Consider the following 18,817-nt stretch of genomic DNA (forward strand, 5'->3'; position numbering starts at 1 on the left):
AGACTTTACTTCTGGAAACCGGCGATGATCTTGAGTTCGACTGCGTCGCCGACGACGGGCACGGCATAGCCGAGACCAAAATCGCTGCGCTTGATCGAGCCGGTGGCGACGAAACCGACATTTTCCTGCTTGTTCATGGGGTTAGTGCCCGCGCCGTAAAATTCGGCGTCCAGCGTTACGGGCTTGGTGATGCCCTTGATGGTCAGATTGCCGGTGATGGTAGCGCCGGTGCCTTCGGCCTTCACGCTGGTCGAGACGAATTTGGCGGTCGGAAATTTGGCGACATCGAAGAAGTCGGCCTTGAGCAGATGTTCGTCCAGCTTGGCAACGCCGGTCTTGAGATTGGCGATCGGCACGTCAATGCTGACGGTGGAGGCCGACGGGTTCGCCTTGTCGAGCATCAGCGTGCCAGTCGGTTCGGCGAACACACCGACATTATTGGTGAAGCCCATATGGTCATAGGCGAAGACGATTTGCGTATGGCCGCCATCGACCTTGTAGCTGCCGCCACTGACCTTTGCGACATCCTTGCTTCCCGGCACCTCGGCTGGGGCCTGCGCGATGACGACCGTGCCACCGGCAATGGCGATGAGAGCGGCGGCGGAAATCAGATATTTTTTCATGAGGTAGACTCCAGAAACGATCAAGGGACGCCACCACAATAGGTCGCGCCCCTAACAAGTTCCAGAGCCGTAACGGGAAACGGATCGTTCCCGATAAAACAAGTCTTACCGGCTAACCGGTCACCGATCCAAGAGGGCCAAGCGCCATCATCGTTCAGCGTATGGCGTCCTTGCCCGCTGTGCCGACCGACTCGATGTCGCGCCCGACGCCTTGCACCGTGTTGCAGGCCGAAAGGGCCAGCAGCAATCCGGTCATCATCAGGCAAAATGCGGGGCGCATCATCTCATCACTCCAATTGCGTTGTCGCGATCCTCTATAGCCGAATGGCGACGGCGGGAAGAGCGATTCCGCGCGCTCCATTTCGGCACCCGCTTGACAGGGACAGCCTGCAATGCCAATGGCCGCTTCCTCCTTATAGGGGGCGCGTAGCTCAGTGGTAGAGCACACCCTTCACACGGGTGGGGTCGCAGGTTCAATCCCTGCCGCGCCCACCATGGCTTACCCGCCATGACAGGACAGATTATTTCCCGGCATTGATCTTTTGATACGCAGCTTTAATCCTGCGGTCCTGATCCGGCGCGTGCGCGCGCCGAGCCGAAAGGATGTCGATGCCCCCTTATCTGAAAGCCAGTGCCGCGCTTTGCGCTTTGCTGTTGAGTTCCGCTGTGTCCGTGCACGCGGAGGAAAAACTGACGCTGGAACGTGTGTTTGCCAGTCCCGACCTCGCTGGACCGCAGCCACGCGCGCTGACATTGTCGCCGGACGGGACGCTTGTGACCCTGCTCAAACCGCGCGCGGATGAGAAGGAGCGGCTCGACCTGTGGGCGATCGACACCGCTACCGGAGCGGAGCGGATGCTGGTCGATTCGAAGAAGACCGGCAGCGGCGCGGCGCTGAGCGAAGCGGAAAAGATGCAGCGCGAGCGGGATCGCAGCGTCGCGGGCAGTAGCGGGATTACCAGCTATGACTGGTCGTCCGATGGCAAGACCATCCTCGTGCCCGTCGATGGTGACCTCTATCTCGCCGCGCTGGATGGACAGGTGACACGGCTGACCGACACGCCCGATGGCGAGTTGAACGGCGTGGTCAGTCCCAAGGGGCGCTTCGTATCCTTCGTACGGGGCGGCAATCTGTTCGTGCAGCCGATCGGTGGCGCGGAACGGCAGATAACGCAGGGCGCAAGCGAAACGGTGAGCTGGGGCGTGGCGGAGTTCGTCGCGCAGGAGGAAATGGACCGGCGCACCGGCTATTGGTGGTCGCCCGACGAGGCGATGATCGCAGTGGCGCGGGTCGATGAAGCCCCGGTCGGCATCGTCACCCGCACCGCGATCGGCGGGGAGGGGACCAAGGTCTATCAACAACGCTACCCGGCTGCAGGCACGCCCAACGCGCTGGTCGATCTTTACGTGATGAAGCCGGATGGTTCGGGTCAGGTGAAGGTCGATCTTGGCCCGGATTCGGACATCTATCTGGCGCGGGTCAACTGGTCGAAGGATGGTCGCACCCTCTATGTCCAGCGCGAAAACCGCGACCAGAAGCGGCTCAACCTGCTGGCGGTCGATCCCGCGACCGGCAAGGGCCGGGTGATCCTTACGGAAACGGCGAAAAGCTGGGTCAACCTCTCCAACAATTTCCGGCCGCTGGCGGACGGGAGTTTCCTGTGGTGGTCGGAAAAGACCGGCCATGGGCATCTCTATCATGTGCGCGGGAGCAAATGGACGCCGCTCACCAGCGGCAAGTGGGACGTGCGCGACGTGGTGGGCGTGGATGAGAACAAAGCCCTCGTCTATTTCACCGGCAATCGCGAAACGCCGCTGGAACAGCAACTTTATGTCGCACCGCTGACGAAGGCCGGGGCGGCGCGGGCGTTGACGCGCAGCGGCTGGTGGAATGATTCGGTGATGGACGGCAAGGCAAGCCGGATCGTCGTCAGCCGCCAGAATAGCGACCAGCCAAAACAGGTCTATCTGGCCGATAACAGCGGCAAGCAGTTGCAATGGTTGTCGGAAAATGCGCTGACGGGAAGCCACCCTTATGCGCCCTATGTCGCCAGCCATGTGAAGACGACATTCGGCACGGTGAAGGCGGCGGACGGCACGACGCTCTATACCAAGATCATGACCCCGCCGATCGAGCCGGGGAAACGCTATCCGGTGTTCATGATCCATTATGGCGGTCCCGGCGGCGGGCGGCAGGTGACCAATAGTTGGAGCGGTGCGCTCAACCAATATCTGGTCGACCGAGGCTGGATCGTCTTTGCGATCGACAATCGCGGGACACCCGATCGCGGCAAGGCGTTCGAGGACCATCTCTATCGCGCGATGGGCACGGTGGAGGTCGAGGATCAATTGGTCGGCGTCGAATGGCTCAAGGCCCAGCCCTTCGTCGATCCACAGCGGATCGCAACATATGGCTGGTCCTATGGCGGCTATATGTCGCTGAAACTGCTGGAGAAGGCGCCGGGCGTGTTCGCTGCGGCGATCGCTGGCGCGCCGGTGACGAAATGGGAACTATACGACACCCATTATACCGAACGCTATCTGGGCCAGCCGCAGGACACACCCAGCGCTTATCCCGCGTCGGGCGCAGTCGAGGAGTCGGGGAAGATTGTCGATCCGCTGCTGCTGATCCATGGCATGTCCGACGACAATGTCGTGTTCGACAATGCCACCGCGCTGATGGCGAAGATGCAGGGTGCGGCGGTGCCGTTCGAGATGATGGCCTATCCCGGCCAGACTCATCGCGTCGGTGGGCCGGGCGTCAGCGTGCATCTGTGGCGCACGATCGAGGATTTCCTGGCCCGTCGCGGGATTGCACCCGGACCATGACAGGCGTTTTGCAGGTCGATGACGTAAAGCGCCTACAGCAAGCCTTCAATGCGCTGCAGGCAGGGCAGGCTGTCACTGCCGAGCGGATGCTGCGGGCTATGGTCGCGCCGGTGCGCAATCATCCCGATGCGCTCTATATCTTTGCGTCTGCACGTCGTGCCCAGGGTGACATGGTAGGCGCGCGGATGGCATTCGAAGCTGCACTGAAAGGCGGGGCGACCAACCCGCAGCTTTGGAACGCCTATGGCAATCATCTGCATGATATGGGCGACGGGGCTGCAGCCATAGCCGCGCTTCAACGGGCAGTGGCCGTGCAACCCCGTTATGCGGAGGGGTGGATCAACCTCGCAATCGTGGCGACCGATCAGATGCAATTCGGCATCGCCGAAGAGGCGCTGGACCAGGCTGCACGAATTGCGCCGCAGGATGATCGCATCCTGCACGTGCAAGGGTTGATGGCGCAGGCTCAGGATCGACCCGATGCGGCGGCGGCGGCGTATCGCGCCCTACTCGTAAGAAAGCCATCGGATCTTCGCGCATGCTATAATCTCGCAACGGCACTCCGGGCGTCCGACGATCGCGCCAGCGCGCTGGACGCGATCAAGCGCGCCATCGATGGCGGGTTGGATATCGCGCCAGCGCTTACGCTTCGTGCGCATATCCTCGCGGAAATGGGGCGGTTCGATGAGGCTGTAGCGCAATATCAAGCGGCATTGCGTCGTTATCCCGATCATGTCGATGCCCAGGACACATTGGCCAGGCTATTGCCTCAGATTGGACGCGCGGCCGAAGCGTTTGACGCTTTCGATTTAGCAATTGAACAGCAGCCACGCCATATCCAACTGCTATTGGCAGGCATCCGCGTCGCCATGGACATTCGCGATCATGACCGGGCATTGGGGCTGATTGACCGGGCGCAACCTATGCTTGATGATCCTGATCAGCTAAGCGTGGTCCGCATCCGGGCGTTGGGGCTGGCTGGACGGCACGGGGAAGCGATCGACCTGGCCCGAACCCTTGCTGCTGCCGATCCCGCCCGCGCCGGTTTGCAAGCCAATCTCGCCCAACTGCTCTTGGCGCAGGGTGACCCCGACGAGGCGCTCAGTCATGCGCTGCTTGCCACCCGACATGCGCCATTGGACCAGACCGGGTGGGCACTGTTGACAGTCATATGGCGCCTGCTTGAGGATGAACGCGAGCATTGGCTGGCGGGTTATGACCATTATGTTCGTGACCTTGATATTGGCACGCCGGATGGCTGGAGCAACCAATCGGCCTTTCTTGTAGACCTGCGCGAATCGCTTGAACGCTTGCATGTGACCACCGCCCACCCCGCCGACCAGACATTGCGCGGCGGCACGCAGACCCGCGGTGATCTGTTTGATCGCCGCAGATGTCCCGTGATCATGGCGCTCAAGCGACAGTTACACCGTTGCACGCAATCTGCGCTGGCGGACTTGCCCAATCAACCGGGTCATCCGTTGCTAGATCGACGGACCGGCGACATACAGTTTTCCGGCTCATGGTCGGTGCGTCTGCGCGAAAATGGTCGGCATGTGCCCCATATCCATCCTCAGGGCTGGATCAGTTCAGCCTTTTATGTGGCGCTACCCAATGATGTTCCGGCGGAACATCGGTCGGGTGAAGGCACCATTTTGTTTGGCGTGCCCGATGATGCCCTCAACCTGACCGCGCTACCGCCTCGACGGGTGATACAGCCGCAAGCCGGTCGGCTGGTACTGTTTCCCTCTTATCTATGGCACGGCACTGCACCCTTTTCGGGACCGCAATCGCGGCTCACTATCGCCTTCGATGCGCTGCCAGCCTAACATCAGTTATCGCCAGGCGTGGAAGATCGCCCGGCGGTAACGGTCCTTGCGGCGCAGCGGCATGGCCCATTTGCGCCAGCCCTGATTGTCGAGCGCTTCGGGCAACACCTGAAAACGACTATAGCCAAAGCGGCGACACATTTCCTGTAATGCCAAGATGTTGGGCGCCCAGAAATTGGTGGGGTCGCCATCCAGCTCCAGTTCGGTGAACAGGCGCATCGCGGGCACCGGCTCGTGGCGCAGCGCCGTCACCGTTTCAATCACCAGATGATCGCGGCTCATCGCGGCCGCGGCTTCGAGCGTGCGATAGGGGTCGGGCACATGGTAGAGGACGCCCAGCAGCAGCACCATGTCGAACTGGCCGAGTTTGTCCGCCTTATGGTCGGCCACGTCGAGGTCGAGTGAGCGCACTTTGGATGCGAACTGGGCATGGGCATGGTCGAAACCGCGCTTGTCGCCCCAACCCTGGCCCGACCAGCAGAAATGGTCAGTCGCCAAGATATCGGTCGCGCCGCGTTGCTCCGCCTGGAACGAGAAGAAACCATCCCAGGCACCGATGTCGAGCACGCGCTTGCCCGCAAGCGGCGCAATGAAGATCTGGTCGGCTTCTTCCTGCAGCGAGGCCAGCGGCTTGATGCCATCGGCGCGGCTGCCGTCGGGGAATGCGAAGCTGTGAAACCAGCGGTCGGGCAGGGGTGGCAGCAGCGCTGACTGCATCGATTACAATCCGTTTTTCAAAGAGGATGAAGGGCGGCACAGAGGTACGACGCACTGGATATTGCGCCCGCTATCGAGTGGACAAGCCCTTCTTTCTGGACAAAAGGCCCAGTATCGCTATGGCGCGCACTCCGCAAGATTTGCTTTGGAGTGGAGAGTTTAGTCATGGGTTACAGGGTCGTCGTCGTAGGAGCCACCGGGAATGTGGGCCGCGAAATGCTGACCATTCTCGCCGAGCGCGAGTTCCCGATTGACGAGATCGCGGCCGTCGCTTCCTCGCGTTCGCAGGGGCTGACCGTTGATTTCGGCGATAGTGGCAAGACCATCAAATGCCAGAGCATCGAACATTTCGACTTCACCGGCTGGGACATCGCCCTGTTCGCGGTGGGCAGCGGCCCGACGGCACAATATGCGCCCAAGGCAGCGGCGGCCGGTTGCGTCGTGATCGACAATAGCTCGCTCTATCGCATGGACCCGGACGTTCCCTTGATCGTGCCGGAAGTGAATCCCGATGCGATCGATGGCTATAAGAAGAAGAACATCATCGCCAACCCCAACTGCTCGACCGCACAGATGGTCGTGGCGTTGAAGCCGCTGCATGACGCCGCCAAGATCAAGCGCGTCGTCGTCGCGACCTACCAGTCGGTGTCGGGCGCTGGCAAGGCGGGTATGGACGAACTGTTCGAGCAGAGCCGCAACATCTTCGTCGGCGATCCGGCCGAGCCCAAGAAGTTCACCAAGCAGATCGCCTTCAACGTGATTCCGCATATCGACGTCTTCCTGGACGATGGTTCGACCAAGGAAGAATGGAAGATGGTCGCGGAAACGAAGAAGATCCTCGATCCCAAGATCAAGCTGACCGCAACTTGCGTGCGCGTTCCCGTGTTCGTCGGCCATAGCGAAGCGATCAACATCGAGTTCGAGAATGAAATCTCGGCCAAGGAAGCACAGGACATATTGCGTGAAGCGCCCGGTATCATGCTGGTCGATAAGCGCGAAGACGGCGGCTATATCACGCCGGTCGAATGCGTCGGCGATTTCGCGACCTTCATCAGCCGCGTGCGCGAGGATTCGACCGTCGAAAATGGTATCAACTTGTGGTGCGTCAGCGACAATCTGCGCAAGGGCGCGGCGCTGAACGCGGTGCAGATCGCCGAATTGCTGGGCCGTCGCCACCTTAAGAAGGGCTGATAGCTTGACCTTGCCGCTATGCTATCATGATGATAGCATAGCGGCATGGGCCAAGTTCTTATCCGCAATCTCGATGAACAAGTCATCGCTGCCTATCGTGAACTGGCGGTACGCAATCAGCGTTCGTTGGAAGCTGAGTTGCGCGATGCGTTGACGCGCGGTCGGCCGATGACCGGTGATCGCCTGAACAGCATGTTGACCCGTCTTGAAGATATACGCGCGATGACGCCCCGGAATGTACGGCAGACACCGCCTGAGGAACTGCTGCGAGAAGATCACGTCGACTGATGCTCATCGTTGACACGAGCGTTGCTGCCCGTTGGGTCATTGGCAGCGATGATCCTATTCTGTCGAATGAAGTCAGTATTGCTCTTACTCTTTTGCCGCATCGACTGGTTGCGCCCGACTTGCTGATGGCCGAGTTCGCCAACGTCATGTGGAAGAAGGTGCGAGCGCAGGAAATCGGTTCCGCTCAAGCCAGGGAGGCGGTGGCAGTGCTGCCCGACATCGTCGAACTGATCCCGACTGCGGGCCTGGCCGATCGCGCCATGGACATAAGCCTGCGACTGGACCACCCGGCCTATGATTGCTTTTTCCTGGCCGCGGCGCAAATGCTGGAAACCATCGTCATTTCGGCCGACAGAAAGCTGGTTCGCCGTTGCGCTGATACGGCATTTTCGGGCCTGATTGCGGGCCTGACGGATCGTCCGTCCTGGCAGGCGTAGCGAGGCCTGGTCTTGATCGCACTCTTGCGCCGCGCCGACTGACGCCATATCGGCAACCCGCCCCAGCCAAAGGACAGTGCCATGACCGACCTCCCCATCGAACGCCATGATGTAAAGGGCTTCGATGGCCTGCCGATCGCGGTGCATGTCGTTGGTGAAGGGCGGGATCTGGTGCTGATCCACGGCTATTTCTCCAACGCCTACACAAATTGGATCCGCTATGGCCATGCCGCCAAGCTGGTAGCGGCGGGCTTTCGCCTGATCATGCCGGACCTGCGTGGGCATGGCGAAAGCGGCAAGCCGCATGATCCCGCCGCCTATCCGGCCGATGCGCTGACCGATGATGGTCTGGCGCTGATCGAACAGATGGGCCTGACCGACTATGATCTTGGCGGCTATTCGCTGGGTGCGCGGACGACGGTGCGGATGCTGGCACGCGGCGCGACGCCGCGCCGGGTGATCCTGGCGGGGATGGGACTGCGCGGACTGGTGCAATCGCTCGACAATGGCGGCTATTATCAGAATGTGCTTACCAATCTCGGCACGTTCGAACGCGGCACTTCGCAATGGATGACCGAAGCCTTCCTCAAGACGACCAAGGGCGACCCGGTGGCCCTGCTTCATATTCTCAATACGTTCGTCGATACGCCCGAAGCCGTCATTGCCGGGATCGCGCAGCCGACCAAGGTCATCTGCGGCGCGGACGATCAGGATAATGGCGTGGCGCAGGAACTGGCCGATATTTTGCCTCATGGCAGCTACACCGAGATTCCCGGCAACCATATGAACGCTGTGACCCGCAAGGAGATGGGGCAAGCGATGGTCGATTTTCTCACCGCTTGACGGGATCGCACGGTCAGGCCACTTTCCCCTCATACGCCTATGAGGGGACTTCCATGAAAATCGCCGTCTCGATCGCCGCGCTTGCGGCCGCCCTTATGATGTCGCCCGCGATGGCGCAGCAGGCTCCCGCACCGACGGCGACCGAGGCCGACGCCTTCCTCGCCAAGGTGGAAAAGGCGATGTTCGATCATTCGCTCATTTCCAGCCGGGCCGCCTGGATCAATTCCACCTATATCAGCGACGACAGTGACGCTGTTGCTGCCTATTTTGGTGCGATCGGCACCACCATGACGGTCGATTACGCGCTGGAAGCGGCCAAATATGCGACCGCACCTGGCCTGTCGGTGGAAACCAAGCGGCGGCTCGACCTGCTGCGCACCGCACTCACTTTGCCTGCCCCGACGACGCCTGGCGCAGCCCAAAAGTTGAACGACCTCTCGACCCGGCTTCAATCCACCTATGGCAAAGGCAAGGGCACGCTGAACGGTCAGCCGATCAACGGCAGCGACATCGAAGAAAAAATGGGTTCCAGCCGCAATCCGCAGGAACTCAAGGAAATGTGGCTGAGCTGGCATGATAATGTCGGCGCGCCGATGCGCGGCGATTATGCCAAGCTGGTCGATATCGCTAATGCAGGCGCGAAGGAATTGGGTTTTGCCGATACCGGCGCGATGTGGCGGTCGAAATATGACATGCCTGCCGATGATTTCGCTGAGCTGACCGTCAAGATATGGGCCGAGGTGAAGCCCCTCTACGACGAGCTGCATTGCTACACCCGCACCAAGCTGAACGAGACATATGGTGCGGAGGTGCAGCCCGCGAGCGGCCCGATCCGCGCCGACCTGCTCGGCAATATGTGGGCGCAGGAATGGGGCAATATCTATGATGTGGTGGCGCCCGCGGGCGCTGGCGACCTCGGCTTCGATGTCGGTGACCTGCTCAAGGCGAAGGGCTTTGTCGAAACCCGGCCCGATCAGGTGGACAGTCCCGACACCCCGGAAAAGCAGCGGCGCGGCTATTGGGAAAAGCAGATGTTCAAGATCGGCGAGGGCTTCTATTCCTCGCTTGGGCTGGAGCCGCTGCCTGCGACCTTCTGGGACCGCACCCAGTTCATCAAGCCGCTCGACCGCGAAGTCGTGTGCCATGCGTCGGCTTGGGATCTGGACAATAAAGACGATCTGCGCGTCAAAATGTGTACCAAGATCAACAGCGACGATTTCGTGACCATCCATCACGAACTCGGCCATAATTATTATCAGCGCGCCTATAACAAGAATCCCTATCTCTATCTGGACGGGGCCAATGATGGCTTCCATGAAGCGATCGGCGATTTCGTCGCATTGTCGATCACGCCCGATTATCTGGTGAAGATCGGCCTTCTTGATGCCGCCAAGGTGCCCGGCGCGGACAAGGATCTGGGGCTGCTGCTGCGGCAGGCGATGGACAAGGTCGCGTTCCTGCCCTTTGGCCTGCTGATCGACAAATGGCGCTGGGGTGTGTTCGACGGGTCCATCCCGCAGGACCAGATGCAGAAGGGATGGACCGACCTGCGGTTACAATATCAAGGCATCATCCCGCCTGCGCCGCGCGATGAGACGAAGTTCGATGCGGGTGGCAAATATCATATCCCCGGCAACACGCCCTATACGCGTTATTTCCTCGCCAGAATCCTGCAATTCCAATTCTACGAAGCAGCGTGCAAGCAAGCGGGCTGGAAAGGGCCGCTGCATCGCTGTTCCTTCTATGGCAACAAAGATGTCGGGGCGAAACTCAACGCCATGCTGGAAATGGGGGCGTCCAAACCCTGGCCCGACGCACTGCAGACCTTTACTGGTACACGCACCATTTCCGGCAAGTCCATGACCGCCTATTTTGCGCCATTGCAAAAATGGCTGATCCAACAGAATGAAGGCAAGTCTTGCGGCTGGTAAAAGCAGCGTAAACTTCTTAGGGGCTGGTCTTCATGGACCCGGTTATCATCATCATTGCTTTGCTCATTTTCACCAGTGTCATCATGGCACTGGCGATGGGGGTGGCGTGGTTGCACTTTGGGCGGCAACGTCATGTGCGTAGCTGGGCGCTATCCTATGTTGCGGCAACCGGACAATGGCTGGCCAATGCAGGTGGTGCCGCACTGGGCAGCGGCAGTCTGATGGCCCTGACGTCCTGCCTGATCGTGGTGAGCGCATCCTTGATGCTCGTGGGCGTCCGGCAACGATCGGGGAAGCCGGTCCCATGGCTCGCGCTGACCCTCTGTGGTGCCGTCGTGGCCACAGGCGGCAGTTATGTGGCGTTGATCGGGGACCGGTCGCTCCAAGGCATCGTCGTGCCATCTTATGTCGGCCTGTTGATGCTGTGTTCGGCGATCGCGCTCTGGCCCCGCAACCGGCGTTTCAGCGCGCCGGAGATGGCCTTTTTCAGCATGAGCCTCATCCTCGCGCTGTTCGAAGCCGGGCTCGTTGCCAGTGCTGCAACGGATTTGGGTCGGGCGCCCGGTGAAGGGATGGCCCTGTATCGCGCTTTGCTTGGGCTGGGGCTTCCGTCCATCTATGTCGGGCTGGGCGTCGCCGCCGTCATGGTGGTGGCGGGCGACCTTGCCCATCAATTGCGCAGGCAGATGCGCCATGACCCGCTGACCAATGTATTGAACCGGCGCGGGCTGGACGAATCCGCCAGTCGCGCGATCGCCCATGCGCACCGGCACCAGCGGCCCTTGGCGCTGGTGGTCTGCGATCTGGATGGGTTCAAAGCGTTGAACGATGGGCACGGGCATATCGCCGGAGATGCAGCATTGTGCGGTTTCGCGCAGTTGCTGACCAATGCGGTGCGTCGCGGGGATATCGTGGCGCGTCTGGGTGGTGACGAATTTGGCCTGCTGCTGGTGGAGACCGATGCGGCGGCGGCGGCCGATGTCATGGAGCGTGTGCGCGCAGAGATTGGTTGCCTTGTCGTGCCGAATGCCCCGGAAGCCGCCTTGCGCGCGAGTTTCGGGGTGGCCGAGTTGCTCGCGTCCGACCAAAGCCTGGAGGATATGGTCGCGCGTGCCGATACGGCGCTGTATGATGCCAAGAAGGAAGGCAAGAACCGCGTCGCCATCTGGCGCGCGGCTGCCTGATTCTTGGTCCCCTGATCAGCGAAACGGCGGCTCGTTGAATGCGCGCAGCTTGCGGCTGTGCAGCTTCGCACCCTCCTTGCGCAGCAATTCGCAGGTCATCAGCCCGACGCGCAAATGGCCTGCAATCGCTTCCTCATAGAAGCGGTTGGCCTGCCCCGGCAGCTTGAGTTCGCCGTGGATCGGCTTGTCGGAAACGCAGAGCAAAGTGCCGTAGGGGACGCGGAAACGATAGCCTTGCGCCGCGATCGTCGCCGATTCCATGTCGATCCCCACGGCACGCGAGAGGCTGAACCGCAGCGCCGAACTGGAATAGCGCAATTCCCAATTGCGATCGTCGGTGGTGACGACGGTGCCAGTGCGCAGACGACGGCGGAAATCTTCCTTGTCGCCGCCACCCAGCACGGCTTCGGCCGCGCTGGCCATCGCGACCTGCACTTCGGCGATGGCCGGGACGGGGATTTCCGGCGGCAGCATGGCGTCCAGCACCTTGTCGTCGCGCAGATAGGCGTGGGCCAGCACATAGTCGCCGATCCGCTGGCTGGGACGCAGACCACCGCAATGGCCGATCATCAGCCAGGCTTCGGGGCGCACCACGGCGAGATGATCGCAGATCGTCTTGGCATTGGCCGGGCCAACGCCGATATTGACGAGGGTGATGCCGCTGCGGTCAGGCGCGATCAGGTGATAGGCGGGCATCTGGTGCCGGCGCCAGGCGCTGTCGGCGATCATCCGCGCGGGATCGGCGGTTTCGGACGTGACATAGACGCCACCAGCGCCTGACAGGGCGGTGAAGCGACTGCCTTCGCGCTTCAACTCGGCACAGGCCCAGGCCACGAATTCATCGACATAGCGATGATAGTTGGTGAACAATATATAGCGCTGCACATCCTCCGCAGGCGTGCCGGTATAATGTTTAAGCCGCGCCAGCGAGAAATCGGTGCGCAGCCCGTCGAACAGCGCCAAGGGTCGGTCGCCATCGGCATTGGGTATGAACAGACCATCCGCGATCTCGTCGCCAATCTCGGCCAGTTCCGTCGCCGGGAAATGCCGCGCCAGTTCGGTCGGCGGCGTGCCGTCGAGCGCGCTGATGTCCAGCCCGTCCAGCACATAGGGGAAGGGGATTTGCTGGGTGCTGAGGCCCGTTCCCACCTCGACGCCATAGTCGCGGACCAAAAGGTCGATCTGTTCGGCCAGATAGTCGGCGAACATCGCCGGGCGGGTGATGGTGGTCACATAGCGGCCGGGCTTTGAAAGGCGCGCAAAGGAACGGCCGGGCGGCGGCATGTCGCTTTCACCATGATAAATGATCCGCAGTTCGGGATAGCAGAAGAGCCGTTCGCTACGCGCGGTGGCCGCGGGCACGCTGCCGTCGCGGGCGTAGGCGCGCATGGCCTCACGCAGATTTTCGATGGATGTCTGATAAATATGGTCGAGTTGCGCGACCGTCGCCTTGCCGATGCTCTGTGTCATCGCCCCCTGTTACCGCCTTTGCGTGACGGAAGGAAGACGCTTGCTGCAACAAAGGCGCGCTAGTTGTTCAGCGCGCCTTCGCAACGATCAGAGTTGGCCGAGCATATGGTCGGCCGACGAAACCTTATAGTCGCCCGGTTCCTCGACATTGAGTTCGGCGACGACGCCGTCCTTGACGATCATCGAGAAACGCTGGCCGCGCGTGCCGAGGCCGAACTTGCTGCCGTCCATCGTCAGGCCCACGGCCTTGGCGAAATCACCATTGCCATCGGCGAGCATCGTCACCTTGTCATCGGCACCGGCGGACTTGCCCCAGGCACCCATGACGAACACATCGTTGACGGCGGTGCAGGCGATTTCATCCACGCCCTTGGTCTTGAGCGCATCGGCCTTTTCAACGAAGCCGGGCAAATGCTTGGCCGAGCAAGTCGGGGTGAAGGCACCCGGCACCGAGAAGATGGCGACGGTGCGGCCCGCGAAATACTCGTCCGAAGCGACGGTTTCAGGGCCGTTTTGCGTCATCTTGGTGAAGGTGGTGCTGGGGAGGCGCTCGCCTGTGGCAATGGTCATGGTCATATCTCCTGGCCTTGTGTCGGGCGGGAGGTCGGGCTTGGCGGACCGACTGTCAAGGGGAGGGGGCATCATGCAAGCCGTCCTTGGCAATGCCGTGCGTGTGGCTATAGTCCGCCCATGGACCAGTCGCGCTTCTATGGCGGGCATTTCCTGCTCGCGCTTCCCGGCATGGACGACATGCGCTTCGATCATTCGGTGATCGCGCTGTGCGTGCATGACGAACATGGCGCGCTGGGCATCGCCGTGGGTGAGGAAATGGAGGAGGTGCGGCTGCGCGATCTGCTCGAAAGTTTCGATATTGACGGTAGCGGCGTGCCGGATAGGCCCGTGCTGCGCGGCGGCCCGGTCGAGCCGCGCCGAGGCTTCGTGCTGCATTCGCTCGACTGGGCGGGGCAGGACATGGTGCAGGTCGATGATCGCTGGGGCCTGTCGGGTTCGCTCGATATCTTGAAGGCGATCGGCGAGGGGCGGGGGCCAAGTCGCTATCTCGTGGCGCTGGGCTATGCCGGGTGGGGTGCTGGCCAGCTGGAACAGGAGATGACCGGTGAAAGCTGGTTCCTGGCACCGGGCGACAAGGATCTGCTGTTCGAAACGCCTGCGCGCCGCAAATGGTCGGCTATTTTCGCGGCGATGGGCATCGATTCGTCGCATCTGGTGAGCGGTGCCGGGTCCGCCTGAGCGCCATAGGCGATAGGCACATAAAGACATCTTTATATTGCATTGCCATAAGGGCCGTCGCTTGGTAAAGCCCGGCCCATCGTCGCCGCCCGGCTCATGTCAGCGGTGCCAGCCTTTATTTGACTGACGGAGATATGCTCGTGGCCACCGTACCCGCCGCCCAGGCGCAGGATTATGTGATTGCCGATATCGGCCTCGCTGCCTTTGGCCGCAAGGAAATGGATATTGCCGAAACCGAAATGCCGGGCCTGATGGCCCTGCGCGAGGAATTCGGCGCGTCGCAGCCGCTCAAGGGCGCGCGCATCACTGGTTCGCTGCACATGACGATCCAGACCGCTGTGCTGATCGAAACGTTGACCGCGCTGGGCGCGGAAGTGCGTTGGGCGACCTGCAACATCTATTCGACGCAGGACCATGCCGCTGCCGCGATCGCCGCGTCGGGCGTGCCCGTCTTCGCCATCAAGGGCGAAACGCTGCAGGAATATTGGGACTATGTCGAGCGTATCTTCGACTGGCACAATCATGAGTCCGGCGTCTGCAACATGATCCTGGATGATGGCGGCGACGCCACCATGTTCGCGCTGTGGGGCGCACGGGTCGAAGCCGGTGAAGAATTGTTCACGCCGTCGAACGAAGAAGAGGAAATCTTCTGCGCGGTGCTCAAGCGCGTCCTGGCCGAGCGTCCGGGCTGGCTGACCAAGACCGTCGCTAGCATCAAGGGCGTGTCGGAAGAAACCACCACCGGCGTCCATCGCCTCTATGAGCTGGCCAAGAAGGGCAAGCTGCCCTTCCCCGCGATCAACGTGAACGACAGCGTCACCAAGTCGAAGTTCGACAATCTTTATGGCTGCAAAGAGTCGCTGGTCGACGCGATCCGTCGCGGCACTGACGTCATGCTGGCCGGCAAGGTCGCTTGCGTCGCGGGCTTCGGCGATGTCGGCAAGGGCTCGGCCGCCTCGCTCCGCAATGGCGGCGCGCGCGTGCTGGTGACCGAAGTCGATCCGATCTGCGCGTTGCAGGCGGCGATGGAAGGCTATGAAGTCGTGACGATGGAAGAAGCAGCGCCCCGCGCCGACATCTTCGTCACCGCGACGGGCAACGAAGCCGTCCTGACCGTCGATCATATGCGCGCCATGAAGAATATGGCGATCGTATCGAACATCGGCCATTTCGACAGCGAAATCGAGATTGCGGGCCTCGCCAACATGAAGTGGACCGAGATCAAGCCGCAGGTCGATGAAGTCGAATTCCCCGATGGCAAGAAGATCATCGTCCTGTCGAAGGGTCGCCTCGTTAACCTGGGCAACGCCACGGGTCATCCGAGCTTCGTGATGTCGGCCAGCTTCACCAACCAGACGCTGGCGCAGATCGAGCTTTGGACCAAGAGCGAGCAGTATGGCAACGACGTCTATGTCCTGCCCAAGCATCTGGACGAAAAGGTCGCCGAACTGCATCTGGAAAAGCTGGGCGTGAAGCTCACCAAGCTGAGCCAGCGCCAGGCCGACTATATCGGCGTGCCAGTCGAAGGCCCCTACAAGCCTGACCACTACCGCTACTGATATGATGAAGGGGGAGGGCGCTGCCTTCCCTCTTTCTGTGTGATCCTCCCCTGGCAGGGGAGGTGGCAGCACGCAGTGCTGACGGAGGGGTGTTACCCTATCGATGGCGTGACACCCCTCCGTCTGGCCTGCGGCCATCCACCTCCCCCGCCGGGGGAGGATTTCTTTGACGTGCAGCATCATATTTACGCACCTCCGCCCCAACCCTGCAATTCCTTGAATCCCCGCTTCCCGCTGCGCCCGACTTGCGATAGTCGGGGCGTAATTATGAACAGGGACAGGCAGGTTCGGCGAAAGGGAGAGGCTGCGTCATGATGACGCTCAGCCCCCTTGCCGCCATCATATTGGGTGTCGTGCTGGCCTTATGGCTGGCAGCGGCCGTCTGGGCGCTTGCCAGCGGACAGCGGATGCGGCGTGAGGGCATGCAGGCGCAGGGCAAGTTCGACCGGCTTGCCACATTGCTGGCGTCGGCCCCGGCCGCGCCGGTCATCATTCATCCCGACGGACGGATGGAAGCCGCCGATCGCCTCGCCAAATGGCTGGGCAAGCCGCGTGTGCCGAACTTCGCCTCCGAACTCACCGCTGCCGATGGCGGGTTGGAGCCTGAGGACGCAGCGGCGCTGGCGGGCGAGATTGCGTCGGCGCAGCGTGCGGGCAAGAGCTTCGCGCTGCCGGTGCGCGGGGTAGGCTCCTCGCGGCTGTTGCTGATACGCGGCGCCCCCGCCGGACCAGAACTGGCGTCCAATGGCGGCGTCGTGTTGTGGATATTCGACGCGACCGACAGCCAGGCGGAAATTCGCTCGCTGCAAAGCAAGGTCGAACAGTTAAGCGACGCGCTCGAAGCGCTGGCGGGCCTGGTCGAGGCGGCGCCCTTCCCGATGTGGCATCGGACCCCGGACCTGCGCCTCAGCCTCGTCAACAGCGCCTATGTCGCTGCCGTCGATGGCGGCAGCGCGCATGACGTCATCGCCCAGGGTATCGAATTGGTAGAGCCGGTGGCTGGCCTTTCCGCGCAAGCCGCCGCCGCCGATGCCGTCGCGCAGGACGAGCCGATTGCGCGGATGGTGCCCGCCACGATCGATGGCGAGCGGCGGACCATGCGCGTGGTCGATGTACCGCTCGGTGTCGCCGGGGTCGCGGGCTACGCGGTCGACCAGCATGAACTGGAACAGGCGCGGGTCGAGCATCGGCGGTTGGAAGCGGCGCAGCGCGACTTGCTTGATCGCCTGTCGGCCGGTGTTGCGCGCTTCGGTCCTGACCGGGCGCTGCGCTTCTGGAACCAGCCTTTCATCAGCCTGTTCGCTCTGCATCAGGAGCAACTGGCCGACTCGCCCTTGTTCGAGCGCGTATTGGACCAGATGCGCGACGCGCGGCGCATCCCGGAACATCGCGATTTCCCAGCCTGGCGCGCGGAGCGGCGCGACTGGTTCCTGTCGCCCGACCCGCGCGAGGAAAATTGGCTGTTGCAGGACGGCACCCATTTGCGCGTCTATGCTCAACCCTTGCCCGATGGCGGTCTGCTGTTGATCTTCGAGGATCGCACCGAGCAGGTGCAGTTGTCGAGCGCGCGCGACACGTTGCTGCGGGTGCGGACGGCGACGTTCGACAATCTGTTCGAATCGATCGGCGTATTTTCATCCGACGGACGGTTGCAGATGTGGAACAGCCGGTTCCGCAGTATCTGGGGCGCGACCGAGGAAATGCTGGCAAAACATCCCCGCATCGACGACCTGATGCGCGACGTGCAGGCGCGGCTCGCCAAGCCGCAACAGGCTAATCTGGTCCGCGAACTCGTCCGCGCCGCCACGATCGAGCGCAAGCAGCGCGCGGGCCATGTCGGTTTTGCCGATGGGCGCATCTTCGAATTTGCCGCCATTCCGCTGCCCGACGGCAATGCGCTCTTCACCATGCTCGACGTGACCGACAGTCGCCGGGTCGAACAGGTGCTGCGCGACCGCAACGAAGCGCTGGAGCAAGCGGACCAGATCAAGACCGCCTTTGTCACCAATATGAGCTATGAACTGCGCACCCCACTGACCACCATCGCTGGCTTTGCCGAGATGATGAGCGCGGGCTATGCCGGTGAACTCAGCCCGTCGGCCAAGGACTATGTCGATGGCATTCTCCAAAGCACGAGCCGCTTGGCGATGCTGATCGACAATGTGCTCGACCTGACACAGGGCGAAGCAGGCACCTTGCCGATCGACCGTGCGCCGGTCGATCTCGCGACCGTGGCGCGGGAGAGCGCCGCACGGCTCAGCAGCGACGCGAAAGCCAAGGGCATCGACCTCGCCGTCTCGCTGGAAAGCAGTCTGGGCGTAGTGCAGGGCGACGCCCGGCGCATCGGCCAGGCGATCGACCATCTGCTCGACAATGCGCTGGCCCATTGCGGCAAGGGCGCGCGGGTTCTGCTCCATGGCGATGGCGGGGCGGACAAGGCGCGGATCGTGATTTCCGACAATGGTCCCGGCATCCCGACGGCGCAGCAGGATGCGATTTTCGATCCGACTGCGCGCGCGGGGCAGGCGCGGGCCGGGGGACGCGCGGGCATTGGCCTGCCGCTCGCCCGGCAGTTGGCGCAGGCGCATGGTGGCACGTTGCAACTGGTATCGGAGGCTGGGCAGGGGACCATGATCGTGATCGAATTGCCGCGTGGCTGACCGCG

16 protein-coding genes and 1 tRNA gene are annotated in these 18,817 nt (G+C 61.9%); 12 read left to right on the forward strand and 5 right to left on the reverse strand.

Annotation, left to right across the window (positions count from 1 at the left end; translation table 11 throughout):
* Window positions 1–5 precede the first annotated feature (5 nt).
* Together BSY17_RS19180 and BSY17_RS19185 are read right to left on the reverse strand one after the other, a co-directional pair.
* Entirely contained in the window at window positions 6–623 is a 618-nt protein-coding gene (locus BSY17_RS19180) for a YceI family protein (protein WP_037476519.1), read from the reverse strand.
* 154 nt (window positions 624–777) lie between these two features.
* On the reverse strand, window positions 778–906 hold the full coding sequence (locus BSY17_RS19185; protein ID WP_443019471.1) for an entericidin A/B family lipoprotein: 129 nt from the start codon (window positions 904–906) through the stop codon (window positions 778–780).
* A 137-nt stretch (window positions 907–1,043) separates the two neighbouring features.
* On the opposite strand from BSY17_RS19185, the gene BSY17_RS19190 reads away from it, so the two are divergent.
* The 3 genes from BSY17_RS19190 to BSY17_RS19200 all read left to right on the forward strand — a co-directional run bounded on the left by BSY17_RS19190 (window position 1,044) and on the right by BSY17_RS19200 (window position 5,281).
* Window positions 1,044–1,118, forward strand: a tRNA-Val gene (locus BSY17_RS19190).
* Window positions 1,119–1,232: 114 nt separating this feature from the next.
* On the forward strand, window positions 1,233–3,452 hold the full coding sequence (locus BSY17_RS19195) for a S9 family peptidase (protein WP_069067090.1): 2,220 nt from the start codon (window positions 1,233–1,235) through the stop codon (window positions 3,450–3,452).
* Complete coding sequence (locus tag BSY17_RS19200) at window positions 3,449–5,281, forward strand: putative 2OG-Fe(II) oxygenase (RefSeq protein ID WP_069066667.1); 1,833 nt, start codon at window positions 3,449–3,451, stop codon at window positions 5,279–5,281. Before BSY17_RS19195 ends, BSY17_RS19200 begins: the two co-directional genes overlap by 4 nt.
* A 6-nt stretch (window positions 5,282–5,287) precedes the next feature.
* Here BSY17_RS19200 and BSY17_RS19205 read toward each other — a convergent pair whose 3' ends face one another.
* On the reverse strand, window positions 5,288–5,998 hold the full coding sequence (locus BSY17_RS19205) for a class I SAM-dependent methyltransferase (RefSeq protein WP_069066668.1): 711 nt from the start codon (window positions 5,996–5,998) through the stop codon (window positions 5,288–5,290).
* Between the two features lie 165 nt (window positions 5,999–6,163).
* Here BSY17_RS19205 and BSY17_RS19210 point away from each other — a divergent pair, with 165 nt between their 5' ends.
* The 6 genes from BSY17_RS19210 (at window position 6,164) to BSY17_RS19235 (ending at window position 11,872) form a co-directional block, all read left to right on the forward strand.
* On the forward strand, window positions 6,164–7,189 hold the full coding sequence (locus BSY17_RS19210; RefSeq protein ID WP_069066669.1) for an aspartate-semialdehyde dehydrogenase: 1,026 nt from the start codon (window positions 6,164–6,166) through the stop codon (window positions 7,187–7,189).
* 45 nt (window positions 7,190–7,234) lie between these two features.
* Window positions 7,235–7,477 (forward strand): FitA-like ribbon-helix-helix domain-containing protein, encoded by a 243-nt coding sequence (locus BSY17_RS19215; protein ID WP_069066670.1) that lies wholly within the window; start codon window positions 7,235–7,237, stop codon window positions 7,475–7,477.
* Window positions 7,477–7,914 (forward strand): type II toxin-antitoxin system VapC family toxin, encoded by a 438-nt coding sequence (locus BSY17_RS19220; protein WP_069066671.1) that lies wholly within the window; start codon window positions 7,477–7,479, stop codon window positions 7,912–7,914. Before BSY17_RS19215 ends, BSY17_RS19220 begins: the two co-directional genes overlap by 1 nt.
* Window positions 7,915–7,995: 81 nt before the next feature.
* Entirely contained in the window at window positions 7,996–8,757 is a 762-nt protein-coding gene (locus BSY17_RS19225) for an alpha/beta fold hydrolase (protein WP_069066672.1), read from the forward strand.
* Window positions 8,758–8,810: 53 nt separating this feature from the next.
* Window positions 8,811–10,688 (forward strand): M2 family metallopeptidase, encoded by a 1,878-nt coding sequence (locus BSY17_RS19230; protein ID WP_069066673.1) that lies wholly within the window; start codon window positions 8,811–8,813, stop codon window positions 10,686–10,688.
* Between the two features lie 32 nt (window positions 10,689–10,720).
* Entirely contained in the window at window positions 10,721–11,872 is a 1,152-nt protein-coding gene (locus BSY17_RS19235; RefSeq protein WP_069066674.1) for a GGDEF domain-containing protein, read from the forward strand.
* A gap of 15 nt (window positions 11,873–11,887) precedes the next feature.
* On the opposite strand, the gene BSY17_RS19240 is transcribed toward BSY17_RS19235, so the two are convergent.
* Entirely contained in the window at window positions 11,888–13,342 is a 1,455-nt protein-coding gene (locus BSY17_RS19240) for an AMP nucleosidase (RefSeq protein ID WP_069066675.1), read from the reverse strand.
* A gap of 87 nt (window positions 13,343–13,429) precedes the next feature.
* Entirely contained in the window at window positions 13,430–13,912 is a 483-nt protein-coding gene (locus BSY17_RS19245; protein ID WP_069067091.1) for a peroxiredoxin, read from the reverse strand.
* Window positions 13,913–14,032: 120 nt separating this feature from the next.
* Between BSY17_RS19245 and BSY17_RS19250 the strand changes: the two genes are divergently transcribed.
* The 3 genes from BSY17_RS19250 (at window position 14,033) to BSY17_RS19260 (ending at window position 18,812) form a co-directional block, all read left to right on the forward strand.
* Entirely contained in the window at window positions 14,033–14,593 is a 561-nt protein-coding gene (locus BSY17_RS19250; RefSeq protein WP_037476530.1) for a YqgE/AlgH family protein, read from the forward strand.
* A gap of 140 nt (window positions 14,594–14,733) precedes the next feature.
* Window positions 14,734–16,152 carry an adenosylhomocysteinase gene (gene ahcY / locus BSY17_RS19255; protein WP_069067092.1) on the forward strand — a complete coding sequence of 473 codons (1,419 nt, stop codon included), beginning with the start codon at window positions 14,734–14,736 and terminating at the stop codon, window positions 16,150–16,152.
* Between the two features lie 314 nt (window positions 16,153–16,466).
* A complete protein-coding gene (locus tag BSY17_RS19260) occupies window positions 16,467–18,812 on the forward strand; it encodes a sensor histidine kinase (RefSeq protein WP_069067093.1) in 2,346 nt (781 codons plus the stop codon).
* Window positions 18,813–18,817: the final 5 nt, after the last annotated feature.

This window comes from Sphingobium sp. RAC03, from assembly GCF_001713415.1.
In the GTDB taxonomy this organism is placed as follows: domain Bacteria; phylum Pseudomonadota; class Alphaproteobacteria; order Sphingomonadales; family Sphingomonadaceae; genus Sphingobium.